31 protein-coding genes are annotated in these 21,575 nt (G+C 69.6%); 5 read left to right on the plus strand and 26 right to left on the minus strand.

The genetic code is table 11. The features are described 5' to 3' along the window. Positions 1 to 30: 30 nt before the first annotated feature. The 20 genes from rplR to AC3A5R_RS04380 all read right to left on the minus strand — a co-directional run bounded on the left by rplR (position 31) and on the right by AC3A5R_RS04380 (position 10,616). Complete coding sequence (gene rplR / locus AC3A5R_RS04285) at positions 31 to 405, minus strand: 50S ribosomal protein L18 (protein WP_076264106.1); 375 nt, start codon at positions 403 to 405, stop codon at positions 31 to 33. A 3-nt stretch (positions 406 to 408) separates the two neighbouring features. After that, the gene (gene rplF, locus AC3A5R_RS04290; protein ID WP_487619512.1) at positions 409 to 945 is read right to left on the minus strand and encodes a 50S ribosomal protein L6; all 537 of its coding nucleotides are present in this window, start codon (positions 943 to 945) and stop codon (positions 409 to 411) included. Between the two features lie 12 nt (positions 946 to 957). Then, positions 958 to 1,356: a 30S ribosomal protein S8 gene (gene rpsH / locus AC3A5R_RS04295; RefSeq protein WP_487619513.1), complete on the minus strand. Its 399-nt coding sequence runs from the start codon at positions 1,354 to 1,356 to the stop codon at positions 958 to 960. Between the two features lie 116 nt (positions 1,357 to 1,472). Further along, a complete protein-coding gene (locus AC3A5R_RS04300; RefSeq protein WP_013493557.1) occupies positions 1,473 to 1,658 on the minus strand; it encodes a type Z 30S ribosomal protein S14 in 186 nt (61 codons plus the stop codon). 1 nt (position 1,659) lies between these two features. Further along, entirely contained in the window at positions 1,660 to 2,220 is a 561-nt protein-coding gene (gene rplE / locus AC3A5R_RS04305; RefSeq protein WP_487619514.1) for a 50S ribosomal protein L5, read from the minus strand. A gap of 2 nt (positions 2,221 to 2,222) precedes the next feature. Then, complete coding sequence (gene rplX, locus AC3A5R_RS04310) at positions 2,223 to 2,588, minus strand: 50S ribosomal protein L24 (RefSeq protein ID WP_076264102.1); 366 nt, start codon at positions 2,586 to 2,588, stop codon at positions 2,223 to 2,225. Positions 2,589 to 2,591: 3 nt separating this feature from the next. Next, on the minus strand, positions 2,592 to 2,960 hold the full coding sequence (gene rplN, locus AC3A5R_RS04315) for a 50S ribosomal protein L14 (protein ID WP_076264101.1): 369 nt from the start codon (positions 2,958 to 2,960) through the stop codon (positions 2,592 to 2,594). A gap of 76 nt (positions 2,961 to 3,036) precedes the next feature. After that, the gene (rpsQ, locus tag AC3A5R_RS04320) at positions 3,037 to 3,339 is read right to left on the minus strand and encodes a 30S ribosomal protein S17 (RefSeq protein WP_323096493.1); all 303 of its coding nucleotides are present in this window, start codon (positions 3,337 to 3,339) and stop codon (positions 3,037 to 3,039) included. Beyond that, a complete protein-coding gene (gene rpmC, locus AC3A5R_RS04325; protein ID WP_076264099.1) occupies positions 3,336 to 3,692 on the minus strand; it encodes a 50S ribosomal protein L29 in 357 nt (118 codons plus the stop codon). Before rpmC ends, rpsQ begins: the two co-directional genes overlap by 4 nt. Next, positions 3,692 to 4,111: a 50S ribosomal protein L16 gene (gene rplP, locus AC3A5R_RS04330; RefSeq protein ID WP_076264098.1), complete on the minus strand. Its 420-nt coding sequence runs from the start codon at positions 4,109 to 4,111 to the stop codon at positions 3,692 to 3,694. The genes rpmC and rplP overlap by 1 nt, the downstream gene beginning before the upstream one ends. A 2-nt stretch (positions 4,112 to 4,113) precedes the next feature. Next, complete coding sequence (gene rpsC / locus AC3A5R_RS04335; RefSeq protein ID WP_323096491.1) at positions 4,114 to 4,938, minus strand: 30S ribosomal protein S3; 825 nt, start codon at positions 4,936 to 4,938, stop codon at positions 4,114 to 4,116. Further along, positions 4,938 to 5,306: a 50S ribosomal protein L22 gene (rplV, locus tag AC3A5R_RS04340; protein WP_076264096.1), complete on the minus strand. Its 369-nt coding sequence runs from the start codon at positions 5,304 to 5,306 to the stop codon at positions 4,938 to 4,940. Before rplV ends, rpsC begins: the two co-directional genes overlap by 1 nt. Before the next feature lie 26 nt (positions 5,307 to 5,332). Continuing rightward, positions 5,333 to 5,614: a 30S ribosomal protein S19 gene (gene rpsS / locus AC3A5R_RS04345; RefSeq protein WP_323096489.1), complete on the minus strand. Its 282-nt coding sequence runs from the start codon at positions 5,612 to 5,614 to the stop codon at positions 5,333 to 5,335. Positions 5,615 to 5,629: 15 nt separating this feature from the next. After that, positions 5,630 to 6,466, minus strand: a complete 837-nt coding sequence (gene rplB, locus AC3A5R_RS04350; protein ID WP_323096488.1) for a 50S ribosomal protein L2 — start codon at positions 6,464 to 6,466, stop codon at positions 5,630 to 5,632. 32 nt (positions 6,467 to 6,498) lie between these two features. Next, positions 6,499 to 6,798 (minus strand): 50S ribosomal protein L23, encoded by a 300-nt coding sequence (rplW, locus tag AC3A5R_RS04355; RefSeq protein ID WP_076264094.1) that lies wholly within the window; start codon positions 6,796 to 6,798, stop codon positions 6,499 to 6,501. Next, positions 6,795 to 7,430, minus strand: a complete 636-nt coding sequence (gene rplD, locus AC3A5R_RS04360) for a 50S ribosomal protein L4 (RefSeq protein WP_487619515.1) — start codon at positions 7,428 to 7,430, stop codon at positions 6,795 to 6,797. The genes rplW and rplD overlap by 4 nt, the downstream gene beginning before the upstream one ends. Next, positions 7,427 to 8,086, minus strand: a complete 660-nt coding sequence (rplC, locus tag AC3A5R_RS04365) for a 50S ribosomal protein L3 (protein ID WP_076264128.1) — start codon at positions 8,084 to 8,086, stop codon at positions 7,427 to 7,429. Before rplC ends, rplD begins: the two co-directional genes overlap by 4 nt. A gap of 14 nt (positions 8,087 to 8,100) precedes the next feature. Continuing rightward, entirely contained in the window at positions 8,101 to 8,409 is a 309-nt protein-coding gene (gene rpsJ / locus AC3A5R_RS04370) for a 30S ribosomal protein S10 (protein ID WP_009775966.1), read from the minus strand. Between the two features lie 405 nt (positions 8,410 to 8,814). Further along, entirely contained in the window at positions 8,815 to 9,234 is a 420-nt protein-coding gene (locus tag AC3A5R_RS04375; protein WP_487619516.1) for a thiol-disulfide oxidoreductase DCC family protein, read from the minus strand. Positions 9,235 to 9,311: 77 nt separating this feature from the next. Continuing rightward, on the minus strand, positions 9,312 to 10,616 hold the full coding sequence (locus AC3A5R_RS04380) for a M18 family aminopeptidase (protein ID WP_487619517.1): 1,305 nt from the start codon (positions 10,614 to 10,616) through the stop codon (positions 9,312 to 9,314). Positions 10,617 to 10,677: 61 nt separating this feature from the next. Between AC3A5R_RS04380 and AC3A5R_RS04385 the strand changes: the two genes are divergently transcribed. The 5 genes from AC3A5R_RS04385 (at position 10,678) to AC3A5R_RS04405 (ending at position 14,217) form a co-directional block, all read left to right on the plus strand. Further along, complete coding sequence (locus AC3A5R_RS04385; protein WP_487619518.1) at positions 10,678 to 11,052, plus strand: DUF2785 domain-containing protein; 375 nt, start codon at positions 10,678 to 10,680, stop codon at positions 11,050 to 11,052. Further along, positions 11,036 to 11,443, plus strand: coding sequence for a DUF2785 domain-containing protein (locus tag AC3A5R_RS04390; RefSeq protein ID WP_487619519.1), 408 nt, complete (start codon positions 11,036 to 11,038; stop codon positions 11,441 to 11,443). Before AC3A5R_RS04385 ends, AC3A5R_RS04390 begins: the two co-directional genes overlap by 17 nt. Before the next feature lie 107 nt (positions 11,444 to 11,550). Beyond that, on the plus strand, positions 11,551 to 12,717 hold the full coding sequence (locus tag AC3A5R_RS04395) for a WXG100 family type VII secretion target (protein WP_487619520.1): 1,167 nt from the start codon (positions 11,551 to 11,553) through the stop codon (positions 12,715 to 12,717). Further along, positions 12,714 to 13,220 carry a hypothetical protein gene (locus AC3A5R_RS04400; protein WP_487619521.1) on the plus strand — a complete coding sequence of 169 codons (507 nt, stop codon included), beginning with the start codon at positions 12,714 to 12,716 and terminating at the stop codon, positions 13,218 to 13,220. Before AC3A5R_RS04395 ends, AC3A5R_RS04400 begins: the two co-directional genes overlap by 4 nt. 82 nt (positions 13,221 to 13,302) lie before the next feature. Then, the gene (locus AC3A5R_RS04405) at positions 13,303 to 14,217 is read left to right on the plus strand and encodes an LLM class flavin-dependent oxidoreductase (protein WP_487619522.1); all 915 of its coding nucleotides are present in this window, start codon (positions 13,303 to 13,305) and stop codon (positions 14,215 to 14,217) included. 128 nt (positions 14,218 to 14,345) lie between these two features. On the opposite strand, the gene tuf is transcribed toward AC3A5R_RS04405, so the two are convergent. From tuf to dacB, 6 genes are all read right to left on the minus strand, one after another. After that, a complete protein-coding gene (tuf, locus tag AC3A5R_RS04410) occupies positions 14,346 to 15,542 on the minus strand; it encodes an elongation factor Tu (RefSeq protein ID WP_323096480.1) in 1,197 nt (398 codons plus the stop codon). A 107-nt stretch (positions 15,543 to 15,649) separates the two neighbouring features. Next, the gene (fusA, locus tag AC3A5R_RS04415; protein ID WP_487619523.1) at positions 15,650 to 17,767 is read right to left on the minus strand and encodes an elongation factor G; all 2,118 of its coding nucleotides are present in this window, start codon (positions 17,765 to 17,767) and stop codon (positions 15,650 to 15,652) included. Positions 17,768 to 17,967: 200 nt separating this feature from the next. Further along, positions 17,968 to 18,438, minus strand: a complete 471-nt coding sequence (rpsG, locus tag AC3A5R_RS04420) for a 30S ribosomal protein S7 (protein WP_323096478.1) — start codon at positions 18,436 to 18,438, stop codon at positions 17,968 to 17,970. Next, positions 18,438 to 18,812 (minus strand): 30S ribosomal protein S12, encoded by a 375-nt coding sequence (gene rpsL, locus AC3A5R_RS04425; protein ID WP_076264083.1) that lies wholly within the window; start codon positions 18,810 to 18,812, stop codon positions 18,438 to 18,440. The genes rpsG and rpsL overlap by 1 nt, the downstream gene beginning before the upstream one ends. A gap of 448 nt (positions 18,813 to 19,260) precedes the next feature. Further along, positions 19,261 to 19,872 carry a hypothetical protein gene (locus AC3A5R_RS04430; RefSeq protein WP_487619524.1) on the minus strand — a complete coding sequence of 204 codons (612 nt, stop codon included), beginning with the start codon at positions 19,870 to 19,872 and terminating at the stop codon, positions 19,261 to 19,263. A gap of 52 nt (positions 19,873 to 19,924) precedes the next feature. After that, entirely contained in the window at positions 19,925 to 21,526 is a 1,602-nt protein-coding gene (gene dacB, locus AC3A5R_RS04435) for a D-alanyl-D-alanine carboxypeptidase/D-alanyl-D-alanine endopeptidase (protein ID WP_487619525.1), read from the minus strand. Positions 21,527 to 21,575: the final 49 nt, after the last annotated feature.

Genomic DNA, 21,575 nt, shown 5'->3' on the forward strand with positions numbered 1-21,575 from the left:
TCATCTCAACAATTGCGTTCACGAAGTTGCTCACAGGGCCAGACCGCCTTCGCGGGCGCCCTCGGCGATCGCCGCGACGCGGCCGTGGTACTTGTTGCCACCACGGTCGAACACGACGGACTCGACGCCGGCGTCCTTGGCGCGGGCGGCGACGAGCTCGCCGACCTTCTTGGCCTTGGCCGTCTTGTCGCCGTCGAACGCGCGGAGGTCGGCCTCCATCGTCGAGGCGTAGGCGACGGTCTTGCCGACCGTGTCGTCGACGACCTGGACGAAGAGGTGACGGCTCGAGCGCGAGACGACGAGGCGGGGACGGGCCGTCGTGCCGGCGATCTTCTTGCGACCGCGCACCTGGCGACGGATGCGGGCGGCAGCCTTGGACTTGCCGCGCTTGATGATCATTGCCATGGCTTACTTACCGGCCTTTCCAACCTTGCGACGGATCTGCTCGCCCGCGTAGCGAACGCCCTTGCCCTTGTACGGGTCGGGCTTGCGCAGCTTGCGGATGTTGGCCGCGACCTCACCGACGAGCTGCTTGTCGATGCCCTGCACCGAGAAGCGGGTCGGGTTCTCGACGGCGAAGCTGATGCCGGCGGGAGCCTGGATGAGGATCGGGTGCGAGTATCCGAGCGAGAACTCGAGGTCCGAGCCCTTCGCGGCGACACGGTAACCCGTGCCGTGGATCTCCATCTTCTTCTCGTAGCCCTCGGTCACACCGAGGACCATGTTGTTGATGAGCGAGCGCGTCAGGCCGTGGCGGGCGCGCGAGTCACGCTCGTCGTCGGGCCGCTTGACCTCGAGGGTGCCTTCGGCGACCTCGACGGTGATCGGCGTGACGACGGTCAGCGAGAGCTCACCCTTGGGGCCCTTGACGGTGACGTCCTGGCCCGCGACGTTGACGTCCACACCCGAGGGGATGGAGACAGGGAGTCGTCCGATTCGCGACATGTCAGCGTCTCCTTACCAGACGTAGGCGAGGACTTCCCCACCCACGCCCTTCTCGTGTGCCTGGCGGTCGGTCAGCAGACCGTTCGACGTCGACAGGATCGCGACGCCGAGGCCACCGAGAACCTTGGGCAGGTTCGTCGACTTGGCGTAGACGCGCAGGCCGGGCTTGCTCACGCGACGCACGCCGGCGATGGAGCGCTCGCGGTTCGGGCCGTACTTGAGGTCGATGGTCAGCGTCTGGCCGACCTCGGCCTCCTCGACCTTCCAGGAGGCGATGTAGCCCTCGGCCTGGAGGATCTCGGCGATGTTCTTCTTGAGCTTCGAGTACGGCATGGAGACGACGTCGTGGTGCGCCGAGTTGGCGTTCCGGACGCGGGTCAGCATGTCCGCAATCGGGTCAGTCATGGTCATGGTGGGCTCTTTGCCCTTCCTCACCGGGGTTTCGGACACCGAGGCGCCTTGCGGGCGCTCCGGGCCGACCTACGGTGCCAGAGGTTTTGGCTGGTCTTTGGGTGGCTACCGGTGGATTACCAGGAGCTCTTGGTCACGCCCGGCAGCTCGCCCGCGTGCGCCATCTCGCGAAGGCAGATGCGGCACAGGCCGAACTTGCGGTACACCGAGTGCGGGCGACCGCACTTCTGGCACCGCGTGTAGGCGCGGACCTTGAACTTCGGCTTCCGGTTCGCCTTGTTGATCAGGGCGGTCTTGGCCATGTCAGTTCTCCTTGAAGGGGAAGCCGAGCTGCTTGAGCAGCGCGCGACCCTCGTCGTCGTTGGTGGCCGTGGTGACGACGGTGATGTCCATGCCACGGACGCGGTCGATGCGGTCCTGGTCGATCTCGTGGAACATCGACTGCTCCGTCAGGCCGAACGTGTAGTTGCCGTTGCCGTCGAACTGCTTCGGCGACAGGCCACGGAAGTCACGGATGCGCGGGAGCGCGATCGTGACGAGACGGTCGAGGAACTCCCACATGCGGTCGCCGCGCAGCGTCGTGTGCGCACCGATCGGCATGCCCTCGCGGAGCTTGAACTGGGCGATGGACTTGCGGGCCCGCGTCACGATCGGCTTCTGGCCGGTGATCGCGGTGAGGTCACGGACAGCACCCTCGATGAGCTTGCTGTCGCGCGCCGCGTCACCGACGCCCATGTTGACGACGACCTTGACGACGCCGGGGACCTGCATGACGTTGGCGTGGCCGAACTGCTCCTGCAGGGCGCCCTTGATCTCGTCCTGGTAGCGCTGCTTGAGGCGCGGCTTGGTGGTGGTCTGCGTCATGTTCAGAGGTCCTTGTCCGACTTCACGGCGACGCGCACGCGGGACGCCTTCTGGCGACCGTTGCGCTCGACCGTCTCGACGCGCGTCTTGACGCGGGTCGGCTTCTTCGTCTCCGGGTCGACGACGGCCACGTTGCTCACGTGGATCGCGGCCTCGGTGTGGGTCAGGCCACCGGTGCGGGTGCCACGGGCGGTGGCGCCGGCCTTGACGTGCTTGGTGACACGGTTGATGCCCTCGACGAGCACGCGCTGCGTCTCGGGGTACACCGCGATGACCTTGCCCTGCTTGCCCCGGTCGCCGCCGTTCTTCTGGCTGCGGCCCGAGATGACCTGGACGAGGTCACCCTTCTTGATCTTCATCTTCGCCATGGGTCAGAGCACCTCCGGCGCGAGCGAGATGATCTTCATGAACTTCTTCTCGCGCAGCTCACGGCCGACGGGACCGAAGATGCGGGTACCACGCGGGTCACCGTCGTTCTTCAGGATGACCGCGGCGTTCTCGTCGAACTTGATGTACGAGCCGTCGGGACGACGACGCTCCTTGACGGTCCGGACGATGACGGCCTTGACCACGTCGCCCTTCTTGACGTTGCCGCCCGGGATGGCGTCCTTGACGGTGGCGACGATGGTGTCGCCGATGCCGGCGTATCGACGGCCCGAACCGCCGAGAACACGGATGCACAGGATCTCCTTGGCACCGGTGTTGTCGGCGACGCGCAGTCGCGACTCCTGCTGAATCACTGTCTAACTCCTGTCGTCGTGCTGGTTCTCACCCGGTCACCCGGGTGAGCCTTGCCGAACGGAAATGGGGGGTGGCTTACTTGGCCTTCTCGAGGATCTCGACGACACGCCAGTGCTTCGTCGCGGAGAGCGGACGCGTCTCCATGATGAGCACGCGGTCACCGAGGCCGGCCTCGTTCTTCTCGTCGTGCGCCTTGACCTTGGAGGTCCGACGGATGACCTTGCTGTAGAGCGCGTGCTTGACGCGGTCCTCGACCTCGACGACGACGGTCTTGTCCATCTTGTCGCTCACCACGTAGCCCTGACGGGTCTTGCGGTTGTTGCGCTCGCTGGTCGAACCGGTGGTCGCGTCCGTGGTCACGGTGTCCTTCTCGCTCATGCCTGGGTCTCCTCAGCCGTGTCGGCCTCGGCCTTCTTGTCGGCCTTCTTCTCGGCCTTCTTGTCAGCCTTCTTGGCCTTCTTCTCGGCCTTGTCGTCCTCGGCCTTGGCCGGGACAGCCTGCTCGACCGGGGCCGAGCCGATGCCGAGCTCGCGCTCGCGCATCTCGGTGTAGATCCGCGCGATGTCCTTCTTGACCGCGCGCAGACGACCGTGGTTGTCCAGCTGGCCCGTGGCGGACTGGAACCGGAGGTTGAACAGCTCCTCCTTGGCCTTCTTCAGCTCATCGGCGAGCTTCGTGTCATCGAGACCACGCAGCTGGTTCGGAGCCAGGTCCTTCGTTCCGACTGCCATCAGTTGTCACCACCCTCACGCTGGACGAAGCGGCACTTCATCGGGAGCTTGTGCATCGCGAGACGCATGGCCTCGCGGGCGACCGGCTCGGCCACGCCCGAGAGCTCGAACATGACGCGACCCGGCTTGACGTTCGCGACCCACCACTCGGGCGAACCCTTACCGGAACCCATGCGGGTCTCGGCGGGCTTCTTCGTGAGCGGACGGTCCGGGTAGATGTTGATCCAGACCTTTCCGCCACGCTTGATGTAGCGGGTCATCGCGATACGAGCGGACTCGATCTGGCGGTTGGTGACGTAGGCCGGCTCGAGAGCCTGGATGCCGTACTCACCGAAGGCGATCTTCGTTCCACCCTTGGCAGCACCGTGACGATCCGGGTGGTGCTGCTTGCGGTGCTTGACTCGACGGGGAATCAACATGGTCAGGCCTGCTCATTCTCGGTGCTGGCCGCGGCAGGGGCCTCGGCAGCAGCGGTCTCGTTCACTGCCGGAGCAGCGGCGGTCTCGTTGCGGTCACCACGACGGGCGCGGTTCGGACGGTCACCGCCGTCACGACGCGGACCACGCGACGGGCGCGGAGCGGCGGCCTGCTGGGCCGCGAGCTCCTTGGCCGTCATGTCGCCCTTGTAGATCCACACCTTGACGCCGATGCGGCCGAAGGTGGTGCGGGCCTCGTAGAAGCCGTAGTCGATCTGCGCACGCAGGGTGTGCAGCGGGACGCGACCCTCGCGGTAGAACTCGGTGCGGCTCATCTCGGCGCCGTTGAGGCGGCCGGAGACCTGCACGCGGATGCCCTTGGCGCCGGCGCGCTGGGCGGACTGCATGCCCTTGCGCATGGCGCGGCGGAAGGCCACGCGGGCCGAGAGCTGCTCGGCGATGCCCTGGGCGACCAGCTGGGACACGATCTCGGGGTTCTTCACCTCGAGGATGTTGAGCTGGACCTGCTTGCCGGTGAGCTTCTCGAGCTCGCCGCGGATGCGGTCGGCCTCGGCGCCGCGGCGGCCGATGACGATGCCCGGGCGGGCCGTGTGGATGTCGACGCGGACGCGGTCACGGGTGCGCTCGATCTCGACCGAGGCGATGCCCGCGCGCTCCATGCCGGTCGCCATGAGGCGACGGATGGCGACGTCTTCCTTCACGTAGTCGCGGTAGCGCTGACCCTGCTTGGTGGAGTCGGCGAACCAACGGCTCTTGTGGTCGGTGGTGATGCCCAGACGGAAGCCGTGGGGGTTGACCTTCTGACCCATCAGCGGGCTCCCTTCGTGTTCTCGGGCTGGGTGACGACGACGGTGATGTGGCTCGTCCGCTTGTTGATGCGACCGGCGCGGCCCTGGGCTCGCGGACGGAAACGCTTCATGGTCGGGCCCTCGTCGACGAAGGCGGCCGTGATGACGAGGTTGCGCTCGTCGAAGGCCACCGACTCCTTGTCGGCCTTGAACCGGGCGTTGGCGATGGCGCTCTCGAGCACCTTCTTGACCGGGTCGGACGCCGACTGCGGGGCGAACGTGAGCACCGTGACGGCGTCGGTCGCGGCCTTGCCGCGGATCAGGTCCACGACACGGCGGGCCTTCTGCGGGCTGACCCGGACGTGCCGGGCCGAAGCCTTGGCTTCCATGACAACTTCCTTGGATTCGATGGCCATCAGCGACGACGACCCTTCTTGTCGTCCTTCACGTGACCCTTGAACGTGCGGGTCGGTGCGAACTCGCCGAGCTTGTGGCCGACCATCGACTCGGTGACGAACACCGGGACGTGCTTGCGGCCGTCGTGGACGGCGAAGGTGTGGTTCAGCATGTCCGGGCTGATGACCGAACGACGCGACCAGGTCTTGATGACGTTCTTGGTGCCCGCTTCGTTCTGGGCGTCCACCTTCTTCTGAAGGTGGTCGTCGATGAAGGGGCCCTTCTTCAGGCTACGAGGCATTCCAAAGGCTCCTTATCAGCGCTTCTTGCCAGTACGACGGCGACGCACGATGAGCTTGTCGCTTTCCTTGTGTCCCTTGCGGGTGCGGCCTTCGGCCTGACCCCAAGGGCTGACGGGGTGACGACCACCGGACGTCTTGCCCTCACCACCACCGTGCGGGTGGTCGACCGGGTTCATGGCGACACCACGGACGGTCGGGCGCTTGCCCTTCCAGCGCATGCGGCCGGCCTTGCCCCAGTTGATGTTGCTCTGCTCGGCGTTGCCCACCTCGCCGACGGTGGCGCGGCAGCGCACGTCGACGTTGCGGATCTCACCGGACGGCATGCGCAGCTGCGCGTAGGGGCCGTCCTTGGCGACGAGCTGGACGCGCGCACCGGCGGAACGGGCGATCTTGGCGCCGCCACCCGGCTTGAGCTCGATGGCGTGCACGACCGTACCGACGGGGATGTTGCGCAGCGGCAGGCTGTTGCCCGGCTTGATGTCGGCCGCGGGGCCGTTCTCGATCGGGTCGCCCTGCTTGAGGCGGTTCGGCGCCAGGATGTAGCGCTTCTCGCCGTCGGCGTACTGGACGAGCGCGATGCGCGCCGTGCGGTTGGGGTCGTACTCGATGTGCGCGACCTTGGCCGGCACGCCGTCCTTGTCGTGGCGACGGAAGTCGATGACGCGGTAGGCGCGCTTGTGACCGCCACCGATGTGACGCGTCGTGATGCGTCCGGCGTTGTTGCGGCCACCCGTCTTGGAGAGCGGTCGGACGAGCGACTTCTCCGGGGTGCTGCGCGTGATCTCGACGAAGTCGGCGACCGACGAGCCGCGACGGCCCGGTGTGGTCGGCTTGTACTTGCGGATACCCATGTTCGTTAAGTCCTTACGATTCTTCGTCGGTCTCAGGCGCCCGCACCGAAGATGTCGATCGTGCCCTCGCGGAGGGAGACGATCGCACGCTTGGTGTCCTTGCGCTTGCCGATGCCGAAACGGGTGCGACGGCTCTTGCCCTGACGGTTCAGGGTGTGGACCTTGTCGACCTTGACGTCGAAGATCTGCTCGATGGCGATCTTGATCTCCGTCTTGTTGGCCCTCGGGTCGACGATGAAGGTGTACTTGCCCTCGTCGAGCAGCCCGTAGGACTTCTCGGAGACGACCGGCGCGATGAGGATGTCGCGGGGGTCCTTGGCGTGGATGCTCACTTGGTGGCCTCCTTGTCGGCCTCGGCACCCTTGGTGCTGCCGGCGACGAAGGCGTCGAGGGCGGCCTGGGTGAACACGATGTCGTCGGCGCAGAGGACGTCGTAGGTGTTGAGCTGGTCGGAGACCAGGACGTGGACGTTCTGCAGGTTGCGGACCGACTTGAACGTCAGGTCGTCGCCACGCTCGAGGACGACGAGCAGGTTCGGACGCTCGGTCAGGCCGGCGAGGAACACCGCGGCGTCCTTCGCCGAGGGCACGTCGCCCGACACGATGGAGTCGACGACGTGGATGCGCTCGAAGCGGGCCCGGTCGGAGAGGGCACCGCGCAGGGCGGCGGCCTTCATCTTCTTGGGGGTGCGCTGGGCGTAGTCGCGCGGCTGCGGACCGTGGACGACGCCACCGCCGGCGAACTGCGGCGCACGCGTCGAGCCCTGACGGGCACGACCGGTGCCCTTCTGGCGGTACGGCTTGCGCCCACCGCCGCGGACCTCGCCGCGGGTCTTGGTCGAGTGCGTGCCCTGACGAGCGGCGGCCAGCTGCGCCACCACGACCTGGTGGATCAGCGGGACGTTGGTCTGGACGTCGAAGATCTCGGCGGGCAGGTTCTGCGTCTTGGTTGCCATGTCGTTCATGCACCCTTCGCAGCCGTGCGGATCAGGACGATGCCACCGCGGGGGCCGGGGACGGCACCCTTGATGAGCAGCAGGCCCTTCTCGGCGTCAACGGCGTGGATCTGGAGGTTCTGGGTCGTCTGGCGAACGCCACCCATGCGACCGGCCATGCGCATGCCCTTGAAGACACGGCCCGGCGTGGCGCAGCCGCCGATGGAGCCAGGCTTGCGGTGGTTGCGGTGCGCACCGTGCGACGAGGACACGCCGTGGAAGCCGTGACGCTTCATGACACCGGCGAAGCCCTTGCCCTTGGTGGTGCCGGTGGCGTCGACGCGCTGGCCGGCCTCGAAGGACTCGGCGGTGATCTCCTGGCCGAGCTCGTACTCGCCGGCGTCGGCGGTGCGCAGCTCGACGAGGTGACGGCGCGGCGTCACGCCGGCCTTCTCGAAGTGGCCGGTCATCGGCTTGTTGACCTTGCGCGGGTCGATGGCGCCGAAGGCGATCTGGACGGCGTCGTAGCCGTCGGCGTCGCCGCTGCGGACCTGGGTCACGACACAGGGGCCGGCCTTGACCACGGTCACGGGCACGAGGCGGTTGTCGGCGTCCCACACCTGGGTCATGCCGAGCTTCTCGCCGAGGACGCCCTTGATGGTCTTCTGCTGAGCAACAGTCGTCATGTTCACCAACCGCCTCAGAGCTTGATCTCGATGTTGACGTCCGCCGGCAGGTCGAGACGCATCAGCGAGTCGACGGCCTTGGGCGTCGGGTCGATGATGTCGATGAGGCGCTTGTGCGTGCGCATCTCGAAGTGCTCGCGGCTGTCCTTGTACTTGTGCGGCGACCGGATGACGACGAAGACGTTCTTCTCCGTCGGCAGCGGGACGGGGCCCACCACGGTCGCGCCGGCGCGCGTCACTGTGTCAACGATCTTCCGGGCCGAGTTGTCGATGACCTCGTGGTCGTACGACTTCAGCCGGATGCGGATCTTCTGTCCCGCCATCTGATGAACGTCTCTCTCTCGCTTCTGACTGCCGGTTCCCTTGGCCTCCGACCCCCGAGGTCGGGCGTGTCGCCCTCTCCACGAGGAGAAAGTGCGCACGGAAGTGCCACTTTCGTCGTGAGTCCCGGCCGAACCGGGTTGCATTGCGCTTCCCTCGGGCCTCCGAGAGGAGTCCTGGCGAGTCCCCGTCAGGAGGCTCTCGAGGGGCGGCTCCGCCGACATGGGTCAGCGACGCGCGTCAAGCAACCTGAACAGTGTGCCAGAGGGGTACGGGCCCTATCAAATCGAGGCCCGGACCGCGCGCACCACCCCCGACCGTGGCGCGTCGCCGGTCCTCCGGACGCTCCCGGCCGCGTCGTCGCAGGTCGCGCGCGGGAGCCCGGCGTCGCCGCCCTCCCCCGGCGATCAGCCGGACGCGGCGTCGCGGCCGGCGTCGGGCGCCGGTCGCGCGCAGGCGGCGGTGCCGCCCGGCAGCCGGTACCGGTGGTCGGCGACCCACGTGTACACGCGGGCCGCGAGGCGCGACACTCCCGGTGCCAGCAGGAGGTACCCGAGCGGGCGCCAGGCGGGAGCGCCGTGCGTCACGGCGCTGGCCACCGCCCGGTGACCCGAGCGGATCGAGCCGTCGGCGGTGACGAACTGGGCTGCCTCGTCGCAGTCCTGCGGGCTGAGCCCGACGGCGCCGAGGTCGAGCTCCTGCCAGGGCCGCACGTCGTAGCGGCCGCGCCGGTCGACCCAGCGCCGGGCGAACTGCGCGCTGCGGGTGCAGAAGCCGCAGTCGGCGTCGTACACCAGCGTCGGCCGGTCGGGCACGGTCAGCTCCACGCGTCGATCCTCCCACGGCAGGCCGACGCGTCCGCTGCCCGGCGCTCCCACCACGGTCGACGCGTCGGGTCGGGCCGTCAGGCGGGCGCGAGGAAGGCGCTGAGCGCGCCGGCGTACATGGCCGGGTCCTCGGCACCCATGAGCTCGCGCGCGCTGTGCATCGACAGGGTCGCCGCGCCGAAGTCGACCGTGGTGGCACCGGTGAGGGCCGAGGTGACCGGGCCGATGGTCGAGCCGCACGGCAGGTCGCTGCGCACCACGAAGGTCTGCATCGGCACGCCGGCCTGCTCGCACGCGAGCCGGAACGCCGCGGCGCCGACCGAGTCGGTGGCGTAGCGCAGGTTGGTGTTGACCTTGAGCACCGGACCGCCGTTGACGCGGATCTGGTGCAGCGGCTCGTGCAGCTCGGAGTAGTTCGGGTGGGTCGCGTGGCCCATGTCGCCCGAGGCGATGACGGTGGCCGCGAGCGCCCGGAAGAAGTCGTCGCGGGTGCCGCCGGCGGCGAGGACGATGCGCTCGAGGACCGAGGGCAGCAGCGTCGAGACCGCGCCGCGCTCGGAGGTGCTGCCGATCTCCTCGTGGTCGAAGAGGACGAGGACCGGCACGTGGCCCGGCTCGGACGCCGAGGCGTCGACCATGGCGCGGACGCCCGCGTACGAGGTGGCCAGGTTGTCGAGGCGCGGGGCGGCGATGAGGTCGCGGTCGCGGCCGATGCGGGCCGAGGGCTGCACCGGGTGGGTCATGACGTCCCACGCGAGGACGTCCTCGTGGTCGACGCCGACGTGCGCCGCGAGGTAGGCGGGCAAGTCGCCCGGGGTGTCACCGACGCCCCACACCGGCACCAGGTGCTGCTGCCGGTTCAGGGTCAGCGCCTCGTTCTGGGTGCGGTCGAGGTGGATCGCCACCTGGGGCACCCGCAGCATCGGGTCACTGTCGTGGAAGAGGCGCTCCTGCACCCCGGACGCCGTGCGGACCGTGACGCGGCCGGCGAGGCCGAGGTCGCGGTCGAGCCACGAGTTCTGCAGCAGGCCGCCGTACGGCTCGACGGCGAGCATCTGCCAGCCGGCCTTGACGTGGTCGGCGTTCGGCTTGACACGCAGGTTCGGGCTGTCGGTGTGCGCTCCGACGACGCGGAAGCCTGCGGCCGGCCCGGCGCCCGAGGCGTGCGCCCCGGTGGTGTCCCACGCGATGAGCGAGCCGCCACGGACGAGCCAGTGGCGCCCCGGCTCGGTCGGGAACGGGTCGGTCTCGACGACCTCGGTGAAGCCGGCCTCGGCGAGACGGCGCGCCGCCTGCTCGCACGCGTGGAACGGCGTCGGGGACGCATCCACGTAGTCGATGAGCCCCTGGGCCTCGGAGTCGGTGTCGAAGGAGTGCGCCATGGCTCCCGACCCTACCCACCGGCGCCCGTCCGCCTGCCGTCGGCCTGACAGGATCGGGCTCATGCCTGATGGAGTGCTGACCTCGCTCGTCGACGACCTCGCCTCCCCCGACCCCCACGTGCGCGACGACGGGGCGTACACGTCGTTGGCGCGGCTCGTGCGCGAGGGCGCGCTCGGCGTCGAGGACCGCGCCTGGCTCGGCGAGGCGATGCTCGAGCGGCTGCACCACCCGCGCGTCGAGGCCCGGGCGTTCGCGCCGCTGGTCCTCGCCGGGCTCGTCGCGGAAGGCGAGGGCGACCCGGCGTGGGTGTCCGCCGTGACGCGGTGGTGGGTCGGCGAGCGCGACCTGCGCGGCCACGACCCCGTGCTCGGCTGGGTGCACGCGGGGCTCCGGCGCCGACTTCTACGGGACGTGCGGCGTGGTCGGCGTCGGTGACCCCGCGGAGCTGCTCGACGCCCTCGCGGCGCGGCTGGTGGAGCCGACGGACGCCGTGTGGCGCGACCAGGAGGAGGACCGCGTCGCCTGTGCGGTGGCGCTCGTGCTGACGCACCCCGAGCTCGACGCCGCCGGCGCCGTGGCCTGGCTCGACCGCGTCCGTGCGCTCTTCGACTCCGGCGAGCCCGGGCCCGTGCCGCCCCACGTGTCGAACACGATGCGCGCCCTCCGGTCGCTGCAGGTCGCCCTCGGCGAGCAGGTGCTCCACGACGGCCGACCGGTCGACGTGCCCCACGCGAGCGAGGTGCGCCACGCGGTCGCGGACGTGCTCGGCGTCGTGACGCCCTGGTTCTGGCGACCCGCCCGGCCCGCGGCTCGGGCCAGTGGGTAGCGCTCCCCATTGGCCGACCGACGCGTGCCTGCCTAGGGTCTGGGGAAGAGCCACCCGCGTCTGCGCGCGGGAGCCGTCGGCAGCCGTCGTCACAGGGGGACCGGACCGTGGTCGTGTACAGGAAGGGAGCCGATCCCGACGCGCTCGAACGGGCGGCGGGTCGGCTCGACCGCTGCGCCGGCGAGTGCCGGGCCGCCCGCGGCGCCGTCGACCAGGCGGTCGCGCGGCTCGGGAGCGCTTGGGGTGGGCGCGACTTCGATGCCTTCCGCGGCGACTGGCGGTCCTCCGGTCCGGGCATCGACGCCCTCGAGCGCGCGCTGGGCGGCCTCGGCGCGACGCTGCGCGAGAACGCTGCCAGGCAGCGGTCCGCCAGCGGTCGAGGTGTCGGCGGCAGCGGACGCGGCGACACCGGCGGTGGCAGCGGCGGCAGCGGTGGCGGCCCCCTCGGAGCCGCAGTGCCCATGTCGTTCGGCCCCAGCCCGTCGCCCTCCCCCGGACCGGCCCCGACGCCCACCAGTCCCCCGCCACCGGCCACGACGGGCACGGGCGGCCCTGTCGACGGCTACGACTTCGGGGAGCCGAAGAAGCCGGACATCGAGTGGGACGAGGGCTTCGAGTACGACTCGAAGGACTCGACGTGGCACGACTACATCGCGAAGGCCGAGTGGATGGCGAAGCTCGAGGCCGGTCGGGCGCTCAAGTCCGACCTCGACGACGCGACCGCGATGTACGCCCACTACTGGGACAACGACGGCGAGCCCGCCCGGTTCGACTACGAGGAGGGCTACACGGAGGACCCCTCCATCGCCCGCAACGTCGACGGCGAGGTGTCGCGCACGGCCGCCGCCGTCGACGAGATGGTGCGCCACGGCAACACGCACTTCAGCATGACGGGCGGCGCCCACCCGGCCACCGCCTACCCGCAGACGGAGAACTGGCAGAAGACGATCGGCGGCTACCAGCAGTGGAGCAGCGCCGACGTCACCGTCGAGAACGGCCAGGTCACGATGACGGTCACCGTCCACGCCGAGGACTACTACAACTTCAACCCGGACCAGAAGGACATCGCCAGCGGCGCCGGCGACAACGAGAACGGCCGGTTCACCGAGATCGGGTGGGCCAAGCCGTTCCCCTCGAGCGGCGACGTCGCCCGGACGGTCACCTGGCCGGTCGGCTCGCCCCCTGCGGACCTCCACGTCGGCCCCGGCGACGTCGAGCGCACCCCGGGGCTCGGTCGTGAGGACCGCGCCGACGAGCGAGGGAGCAGTCGATGACCCGCTCTCGACGCGTCACCGCCGTGACGCTGTCCGCGACCACCGCCCTGCTCGCCCTGACGACCGCCGCGTGCAGCACGTCGTCCCCCACGCCGCCCGACGACCGAACGAGGAGCACCGTGAGCGCAGCGACGAAGACCGGCACCGGCGAGGTGCGCCACGACCTCGACCCGCTGACGAAGCGCTTCACCGCCCTGGGAGCGCCGGTCTCCGCGACGTGGATGTCGGGCACGCTCGCCGGTGACGCACCCGGCCCGTCGACGTACTGGATCGACGCCGTCGTCCAGCTGTCCCCCGACGCCGCGTCCGCGCTGCGCGCCGACTCCCCCGCACCGACGACGGCGACCCCCGACGTCGAGGACGGCGTCCGCTCGGCCCTGCCGGCCGGGCGGCTGCTCCGCTCCGACGCGCTGGATGCCGCCTTCGCCGAGGGCTCGTTCCGCGCCCGGGCCTACCTGGCGGCCGACTCCGACACCGTCGTGCTCGTGGCCCTCGGCCAGTGACCCTCGGGCCGGGAACCCGTGACGGTGGCGGCGTCCTCGGGTTGGATCGGGGCATGAGCACCCACCGTCCGCACCTGTGCCGATGAGCCGCCCACTGCGGGTCGGCGTCCAGCTGCCCGAGGTCGAGCGGCGGGTCGAGTGGCCCGAGCTGCTCACCATGGCCCGCACGGCCGAGGAGGTCGGGCTCGACTCGCTCTGGCTCGGTGACCACCTGCTCTACGACCTTCCGGGTGGGCTCACCCGTGGGCCGTGGGAGGTGTGGACCTCGCTGGCCGCGGTCGCCGCCGCCACCTCACGGGTCGAGCTGGGACCGTTCGTGGCCTCGACCGCCTTCCACGCGCCGGCGATGCTCGCCAAGATGGCCGCGACCGTCGACGGCATCTCCGGCGGCCGTCTGGTGCTCGGACTCGGGGCCGGTTGGAACGAGCGGGAGTACACCGCGTACGGCTTCCCGTTCGACGAGCGGGTCACGCGCTTCGAGGAGGCCTTCACCGTCATCCGCACCCTCCTGCGCGAGGGACGCATCGACCACCACGGCCGCTTCCACGAACTCACGGGCTGCGTCCTCGACCCCGGCCCGACGCGTCCGGGCGGGCCACCGCTCATGCTCGGCTCGACCGGGCCGCGCATGCTGCGCATCGGGCTGCCCCACGTCGACCTCTGGAACACCTGGTGGAGCGACTACGCCAACTCCCCGGCCGAGTTCGCACGGCTCAAGGCGCGGGTCGACGCGGCGGTGTCGGCGGCGGGTCGGACCGATCCCGTCGGCGCGACGGCGGCTGTCTTCGTCCAGCTCGCCGGCGGGGCGGGCCGCGTCATGGGCGACTCCGGATACGCCGCCTCGGTGGCGCCCGTCAGCGGCGATCCCGGAGCACTGGCGGAGCACCTCCACGCGATGGCCGAGGCAGGCGCGGAGCACGTCCAGCTCGTCCTCGACCCCATCACGACCGAGAGCATCAGTGCCGTCGGCCGCGCCCTCGCCGTCCTCGACGGCTGAGCCCGCCACGCCCGCAGACCGGGACGAGCGGGTCACGCGCGACCGGACTGGGAACCCGGAATGGGCCCGCCCCGCCGAAGCGGAACGGGCCCAACCGGTGAAGCTGGTGCTGCAGGTGCAGCGTCAGATCACTTGATGATCTTCGTGACGCGACCGGCGCCGACCGTGCGGCCACCCTCACGGATGGCGAACTTGAGGCCGTCCTCCATGGCGATCGGCTGGATGAGCTCGACCGTCATCTCGGTGTTGTCGCCGGGCATGACCATCTCGGTGCCCTCGGGCAGGTGCACGACACCCGTCACGTCCGTCGTACGGAAGTAGAACTGCGGACGGTAGTTGTCGTAGAACGGCGTGTGACGGCCGCCCTCGTCCTTGGACAGGATGTAGACCTGAGCCTCGAAGTCGGTGTGCGGGGTGATCGAACCCGGCTTCACGACGACCTGGCCACGCTCGACGTCCTCGCGCTTCGTGCCACGGAGCAGGAGGCCGACGTTCTCACCGGCGCGACCCTCGTCGAGGAGCTTGCGGAACATCTCGACACCGGTGACGGTGGTCTTGGCCGGCGGGCCGGTGTGGATGCCGACGATCTCGACCTCCTCGTTGACCTTGAGGATGCCGCGCTCGATACGACCGGTGACGACGGTGCCACGACCGGTGATCGTGAAGACGTCCTCGACGGGCATCAGGAACGGCTTGTCGATGTCGCGCTCGGGCTCCGGGATGTAGTTGTCCACGGAGTCCATGAGGTCGAGGACCGACTGGCCCCACTTCTCGTCGCCCTCGAGGGCCTTGAGCGCCGAGACCTGGACGACCGGCAGGTCGTCGCCCGGGAACTCGTACTGCGAGAGGAGCTCACGGACCTCCATCTCGACGAGCTCCATGATCTCCTCGTCGTCGACCATGTCGGCCTTGTTGAGGGCCACGACGATGTAGGGGACGCCGACCTGGCGGGCCAGGAGGACGTGCTCCTTCGTCTGCGGCATCGGGCCGTCGGTCGCCGCGACCACGAGGATCGCGCCGTCCATCTGAGCCGCACCCGTGATCATGTTCTTCACGTAGTCGGCGTGGCCCGGGCAGTCGACGTGGGCGTAGTGACGACCCTCGGTCTGGTACTCGATGTGCGCGATCGAGATCGTGATACCGCGCTGGCGCTCCTCAGGAGCCTTGTCGATGTCCTCGAACGCGAACTGCGGGTTGAGGTCGGGGTACTTGTCGTGCAGGACCTTGGAGATCGCAGCCGTCAGCGTCGTCTTGCCGTGGTCGATGTGACCAATGGTGCCGATGTTGACGTGCGGCTTGGTCCGCTCGAACTTTGCCTTCGCCACTGTGTGTCCTCCTCAGGACTTTCTAGTGTTACGCCGTACGACCAGGGCAGGACGTGGCGCGATGGGTTGGGATTTCCGAAGAAAGAGACTACCGGGATGACCCGTCGTCACTCGCCGCGGGTCTTCTTGATGATCTCCTCGGCAACGGCCTTGGGGACCTCTGCGTAGGAGTCGAACTCCATGGAGAAGCTCGCGCGACCCTGCGTCTTGGACCGCAGGTCACCGACGTAGCCGAACATCTCGGACAGCGGGACGAGGCCCTTGACGACCTTGGCTCCGCTGATGTCCTCCATGCCCTGGATCTGGCCACGACGGGAGTTGATGTCACCGATGACGTCGCCCATGTAGTCCTCGGGCGTACGGACCTCGACGGCCATCATCGGCTCGAGCAGGACCGGGTCGGCCTTGCGGATGGCCTCCTTGAGGACCATCGAGCCGGCGATCTTGAACGCCATCTCCGAGGAGTCGACGTCGTGGTACGCACCGTCGTTCAGGGTCGCCTTGATGCCCACGAGGGGGTACCCGGCGAGCACGCCGTACTGCATGGCGTCCTGGATGCCGGCGTCGACCGACGGGATGTACTCGCGCGGCACGCGACCACCGGTGACGGCGTTGACGAACTCGTACATCGAGCCGTCCTCGGTCTCGCCCAGCGGCTCGAAGGACACCTGGACCTTCGCGAACTGGCCGGAACCACCGGTCTGCTTCTTGTGCGTGTAGTCGTACTTCTCGACCGAGCGACGGATCGTCTCGCGGTAGGCCACCTGCGGCTTGCCGACGTTGGCCTCGACCTTGAACTCGCGCTTCATGCGGTCGACGAGGATGTCGAGGTGCAGCTCGCCCATGCCGGCGATGATCGTCTGGCCGGTGTCCTCGTCGAGGTGGACCTGGAAGGTCGGGTCCTCGGCCGAGAGCTTCTGGATGGCCGTGGAGAGCTTCTCCTGGTCGCCCTTGGTCTTCGGCTCGATGGCGACCTGGATGACCGGGTCCGGGAACGTCATCGACTCGAGGACGATCTGCTCGTTCGGGTCCGACAGCGTGTCGCCGGTCGTCGTGTCCTTGAGGCCGATGGCCGCGTAGATGTGGCCGGCGAGGGCCTCCTCGACCGGGTTCTCCTTGTTGGCGTGCATCTGGAAGAGCTTGCCGATGCGCTCCTTGCGGCCCTTGGTCGTGTTGATGACCTGCGAGCCGGCGGCGATGCGGCCGGAGTACACGCGGATGAAGGTGAGCGTGCCGAAGAACGGGTGCGCGGCGACCTTGAAGGCCAGGGCCGAGAACGGGGCGTCCTTGCTCGGCTCACGCGTCAGCTCGACGCTCTCGTCGCCCGGCTTGTGACCGATCATGGCGGGCACGTCGAGCGGGGACGGGAGGTAGTCGACGACGGCGTCGAGCATCGGCTGCACGCCGCGGTTCTTGAAGGCGGAGCCACAGAACACCGGGTAGAGCTCGGAGTTGACCGTCAGCTTGCGGATGCCGGCCTTGATCTCCTCCGGCGTCAGCTCCTCACCGCTGAGGTACTTCTCCATGAGGTCGTCGTCGGACTCGGCGACACGCTCGACGAGCACCTGGCGGTACTCCTCGACCTTGTCGAGCATGTCCGCCGGGATCTCCTGGATCTCGTACTTCGCGCCCATCGTGACGTCACCCTTGGCGTCGCCCGGCCAGACCAGGGCGCGCTTGTAGATGAGGTCGACGACGCCGAGGAAGTCGTTCTCCGCACCGATCGGCAGCTGCATGACGAGCGGCTCCGCACCGAGGCGGTCCTTGATCGTCTGCACCGTGAAGTAGAAGTCGGCGCCGAGCTTGTCCATCTTGTTGACGAAGCAGATGCGCGGGACGTCGTACTTGTCGGCCTGACGCCACACCGTCTCGGACTGGGGCTCGACACCCTCCTTGCCGTCGAAGACGGCGACCGCGCCGTCGAGGACGCGCAGGGACCGCTCGACCTCGACCGTGAAGTCGACGTGGCCGGGCGTGTCGATGATGTTGATCTGGGTGCCCTCCCAGAAGGAGGTCACGGCGGCAGACGTGATCGTGATGCCGCGCTCCTTCTCCTGCTCCATCCAGTCGGTCGTCGACGCACCGTCGTGCGTCTCACCGATCTTGTGGTTGACACCGGTGTAGAAGAGGATGCGCTCCGTCACCGTGGTCTTGCCAGCGTCGATGTGCGCCATGATGCCGATGTTGCGGACCTTGTTCAGGTCCGTCAGGACGTCAAGTGCCACGTCAGTTGTCTCGTCTCATTCGTGTAGTGAAGTCTGCGGTTTTCCCGCATCCGTCTCGTGCCCATGGGCCTCGGTCGCGAGACGCCGGGCGTTTCCCGGTGGGGCACCCGTTCAACGCGGGTGGCGGGAGCCGGTGTTCCCGGCCGGGTGGCGCGTCGACCCGCCGTGGGCGGGGCCGCGCCACCCGGCGCGGGAAGGGGTCACCAGCGGTAGTGCGCGAAGGCCTTGTTCGACTCGGCCATCTTGTGCGTGTCCTCGCGACGCTTCACCGCGGCACCGAGGCCGTTGGAGGCGTCGAGGATCTCGTTCATGAGGCGCTCGGTCATCGTCTTCTCACGACGCTGACGCGAGTAGCCGACGAGCCAGCGCAGGGCGAGCGTCGTGCTGCGGCCCGGCTTGACCTCGATCGGCACCTGGTAGGTCGCACCGCCGACGCGGCGGGACTTGACCTCCATGGCCGGCTTGACGTTGTCGAGCGCGCGCTTGAGCGTCGCGACCGGGTCGGTGCCCGTCTTGCTGCGGACACCCTCGAGGGCGCCGTAGACGATCGTCTCCGCGATGGACTTCTTGCCGTCGAGGAGGATCTTGTTGACGAGCTGGGTGACTAGCGGGCTGCCGTAGACGGGGTCGACGACGAGCGGGCGCTTCGGAGCGGGTCCCTTGCGAGGCATCAGCTCTTCTCCTTCTTCGCGCCGTAGCGGCTACGAGCCTGCTTGCGGTTCTTGACACCCTGGGTGTCGAGCGTGCCGCGGATGATCTTGTAGCGGACGCCGGGAAGGTCCTTCACACGACCGCCACGCACGAGCACGATCGAGTGCTCCTGCAGGTTGTGGCCGACGCCGGGGATGTAGGCCGTGACCTCGATGCCGCTCGACAGGCGCACACGGGCGACCTTGCGGAGGGCGGAGTTCGGCTTCTTGGGGGTGGTCGTGTACACACGCGTGCACACACCACGACGCTGGGGCGAGCCCTTGAGCGCCGGGGTCTTGGCCTTGGAGGCCTTGTCCTGGCGGCCCTTGCGGACCAGCTGGTTGATGGTAGGCAACCTGTGACTCCGTAACGTTGCTTGTTGTCAGTCGCCCTGCTGGGCGGCTCCTTGGCTGTTCGGCCCTTCGACCCCCGAGGTCGGGTGTGTCCCGGGGCTGTCCGTGCCGGTTCTCCCCCCTGCACTCCCCACGGGACCGACCGGGTCGGCCCGCGCAGGTTGCCCGGCGGGAGGTGTGCTCTGGACCCCGGTGATGTCGCGGCCGCCGGAGGCGGTGGACAGGGCACGAGGGCCGTCATCGCGCATGCCTGAGGGCATGCCTCAGACACAGTGTTCAAGCGTACCGGCGGGCGGCACGGCGACCAAATCGGTCGGGGCACCCCGGGCGACGCCCGGCACAGCACCGCCGCGGGCGCGACGACGACACGGAGGACCGCACGTGGGACGGCGCGGACGACCACGGCGGCCGGGAGCACCGGGCCGGAGGGCCCGACCGTCGGTGGCCGGCTCAGCCGAGGCGCCAGTCCCCCGCGTACATGTGCAGGACGGGGACGCCGAGCACCTCGCGGGCGCGGGAGGCCCAGTCGGTGTGGAAGGTGTCCTCGACGGCGTGCGGCTCGGTGACGATGACGACCTCGGCGGCGTCGAGGCGCGCCACCTCCTCGACGAGCGTCGGCACCGGGTCGTCGGCGGTGATCTCGCCGGTCGCGGTGGCCTCGTGGCGGGCGAGCTCGGACAGCGTCGTCGACAGCGCGGTGTCGGCGTCGACGCGCGCCTCCTCGCGGTCGACCGGGCGCAGGGTGTCGATCGCCTCGCGCATCTCGAAGAGGCTGAGGTGGTTGAGGAAGGTCGAGAGCAGGTTGCGTTCGGTGTCGGCCGGGACGAGCACGCGGTAGGTGGGCGCCTCGTCCTCGTGCAGCGCCACGATCTTGTCGACGTCGCCGGGCTTGAGCGACTCCTCGGTGAGGATGATGATCGTCGGGGCCGGGGTGCCGGCGTCGGCGCCGCCGGTCGCGCCTGCGGGTGCGGTCTCGGCGGGGGTAGCCGGGGCGGCGGTGGTGTCGTCGCTGCCGGTGTCGCTGCCGGTGTCGGTCGGGGCGTCGGCCGTGGGCTCGGTCATGCCGGCCAGCCTATAGAGCCGGCCGCCGTGGCGGCAGCGCGCCCCGCGGACCTCAGCGGTTGGTCATGCGCCACCCCGCGAGCAGGACGCCGAGGCGGTCCTCGACCGGTCGCGTCGAGGAGCCGCCGTAGGTGCCCATCATGACGAAGACGTAGCGACGCCCGTCGGCGCCGGTGACGTAGCCGGCCAGCGTGGACACGCCCGTGAGCGAGCCGTTCTTGGCGCGGAGGTTGCCGGCCGCGGCCGTCCCCCTCATACGGCTCGCGAGGGTGCCGCCGCTCCACCGGACCGGGTTTGCGCCGGCCACCGGCAGGGCGGCCCGGAAGGTGCCGGCCCAGCTCGTGTGCTGGACCTTGTCGAGCAGGGCGGCGAGCTGGTTCGGGGTCAGGCGGTTGGCACGGGCCAGTCCCGAACCGTCGACGAACCGCAGCCCGCGCACGTCGATGCCGACGCGCGCGGCGAAGGCGCGCACGGCCGCCGTGCCGTCGGCCCAGCTGCCGGGCCGGCCGGTGCGCGCGCCGAGCGTCTTGACGATCGCCTCGCCGTGCGAGTTGTTGCTCAGCTTGAGGAACGGCACGAGCAGCTGGGCCAGGGGCATCGACGCGTGCCGCGCGAGCAGCGTCTGGCCGGTGGGCGTGCGCCCCTTGACGGCCGTCCCGTCGACGCGGATGCCCGCCGCGATGAGGCGGTCGCGGAACGCCCGGGCCGCCAGGAGCGCGGGCTCGTTGACGGTGACCCACTTCTTGGCGGTCGAGCGACCGAGCGCGACGCGTCCGCTGACCGTGACGACGTTCGTGCCGGAGCGGCGCGTCAGCGACAGCGTCGTGCCCGAGCCCTTCGACCCGGTCGAGGCCCGGTTGACGAGGGTGACGGTGCGAGCGGCCGACGGCGGCGTCAGGGTGAGACGCGGCCGGGCCCCCGCCGTGCCGGCCGGCACGACGTTGACGATGACGGTGCCCGCGTCGTAGTCGGTGTCGGGCGCGAGCGTCAGGCCCGACACCTGGGCCGCGTAGTAGTCCGACGCGTACGCGGTCGACCAGTACGGGCTGTACCGCTGCTCGTCGAAGTACGTGGCGTCACCGACGACGTCGCCCGCGACGCGCGTCACGCCCTTGGACCGGAGCGCCGACGCCAGGGCGGTGAGGTCCTTCTCCATGAGCGTCGGGTCGCCGCGGCCCTTGAGGTAGAGGCGGCCCACCACTCCGCCCGCCGATGCCTTGGGCGCGAGCACGTCGGTGTTCCAACGGAACCCGCGGCCGAGGATGTTCATGGCGGCCGCAGCGGTGAAGACCTTCTGCGTCGAGGCGGGCATGAGCGGGGTGTTCCCGTAGCGCGCGTACACGGGCACCCGCGTCGACGCGTCCTGCACGGTGACGCCGACCCGCGCCGAGGACGCGGTGACCCTCGGGTCGGTCATGACCCGAGTCACCTCGCGCCGGAGCGCTGCGTCCCTCGACTGGTACCCGGCGGCCCGGGAGTCCTGGGCCGTCGCGGTGACGACGGCGGCCACGGTCACGACCGCCGCGACGACGATGCCCGCCGTCCGCCGTCGGTGGTCGGGCCCCCCTCCCCTGCGTGGACGGGTCCCCGGGCGGGTGCGCAGGGGGCTGGACAGGACACGCGGCGGACGGGTCACGGCGGCCTCCAGGGGCATCGCGTCGACGGGCGCGCGTCCGGCAGTCCGGCGCTGCCGGTCCGATCAC

Source organism: Intrasporangium sp. Soil_C_50, from assembly GCF_057656595.1.

Bases quoted from the DNA above. Each gene is read 5' to 3' on its own strand.
- rplR (WP_076264106.1), bottom strand. From the start codon at position 405: ATGGCAATGATCATCAAGCGCGGCAAGTCCAAGGCTGCCGCCCGCATC.
- rplF (WP_487619512.1), bottom strand. From the start codon at position 945: ATGTCGCGAATCGGACGACTCCCTGTCTCCATCCCCTCGGGTGTGGAC.
- rpsH (WP_487619513.1), bottom strand. From the start codon at position 1,356: ATGACCATGACTGACCCGATTGCGGACATGCTGACCCGCGTCCGGAAC.
- AC3A5R_RS04300 (WP_013493557.1), bottom strand. From the start codon at position 1,658: ATGGCCAAGACCGCCCTGATCAACAAGGCGAACCGGAAGCCGAAGTTC.
- rplE (WP_487619514.1), bottom strand. From the start codon at position 2,220: ATGACGCAGACCACCACCAAGCCGCGCCTCAAGCAGCGCTACCAGGAC.
- rplX (WP_076264102.1), bottom strand. From the start codon at position 2,588: ATGGCGAAGATGAAGATCAAGAAGGGTGACCTCGTCCAGGTCATCTCG.
- rpsQ (WP_323096493.1), bottom strand. From the start codon at position 3,339: ATGAGCGAGAAGGACACCGTGACCACGGACGCGACCACCGGTTCGACC.
- rpmC (WP_076264099.1), bottom strand. From the start codon at position 3,692: ATGGCAGTCGGAACGAAGGACCTGGCTCCGAACCAGCTGCGTGGTCTC.
- rplP (WP_076264098.1), bottom strand. From the start codon at position 4,111: ATGTTGATTCCCCGTCGAGTCAAGCACCGCAAGCAGCACCACCCGGAT.
- rpsC (WP_323096491.1), bottom strand. From the start codon at position 4,938: ATGGGTCAGAAGGTCAACCCCCACGGCTTCCGTCTGGGCATCACCACC.
- rplV (WP_076264096.1), bottom strand. From the start codon at position 5,306: ATGGAAGCCAAGGCTTCGGCCCGGCACGTCCGGGTCAGCCCGCAGAAG.
- rpsS (WP_323096489.1), bottom strand. From the start codon at position 5,614: ATGCCTCGTAGCCTGAAGAAGGGCCCCTTCATCGACGACCACCTTCAG.
- rplB (WP_323096488.1), bottom strand. From the start codon at position 6,466: ATGGGTATCCGCAAGTACAAGCCGACCACACCGGGCCGTCGCGGCTCG.
- rplD (WP_487619515.1), bottom strand. From the start codon at position 7,430: ATGAACGACATGGCAACCAAGACGCAGAACCTGCCCGCCGAGATCTTC.
- rplC (WP_076264128.1), bottom strand. From the start codon at position 8,086: ATGACGACTGTTGCTCAGCAGAAGACCATCAAGGGCGTCCTCGGCGAG.
- rpsJ (WP_009775966.1), bottom strand. From the start codon at position 8,409: ATGGCGGGACAGAAGATCCGCATCCGGCTGAAGTCGTACGACCACGAG.
- AC3A5R_RS04380 (WP_487619517.1), bottom strand. From the start codon at position 10,616: ATGGCGCACTCCTTCGACACCGACTCCGAGGCCCAGGGGCTCATCGAC.
- AC3A5R_RS04385 (WP_487619518.1), top strand. From the start codon at position 10,678: ATGCCTGATGGAGTGCTGACCTCGCTCGTCGACGACCTCGCCTCCCCC.
- AC3A5R_RS04400 (WP_487619521.1), top strand. From the start codon at position 12,714: ATGACCCGCTCTCGACGCGTCACCGCCGTGACGCTGTCCGCGACCACC.
- AC3A5R_RS04405 (WP_487619522.1), top strand. From the start codon at position 13,303: ATGAGCCGCCCACTGCGGGTCGGCGTCCAGCTGCCCGAGGTCGAGCGG.
- rpsG (WP_323096478.1), bottom strand. From the start codon at position 18,438: ATGCCTCGCAAGGGACCCGCTCCGAAGCGCCCGCTCGTCGTCGACCCC.
- AC3A5R_RS04430 (WP_487619524.1), bottom strand. From the start codon at position 19,872: ATGACCGAGCCCACGGCCGACGCCCCGACCGACACCGGCAGCGACACC.
- dacB (WP_487619525.1), bottom strand. From the start codon at position 21,526: ATGCCCCTGGAGGCCGCCGTGACCCGTCCGCCGCGTGTCCTGTCCAGC.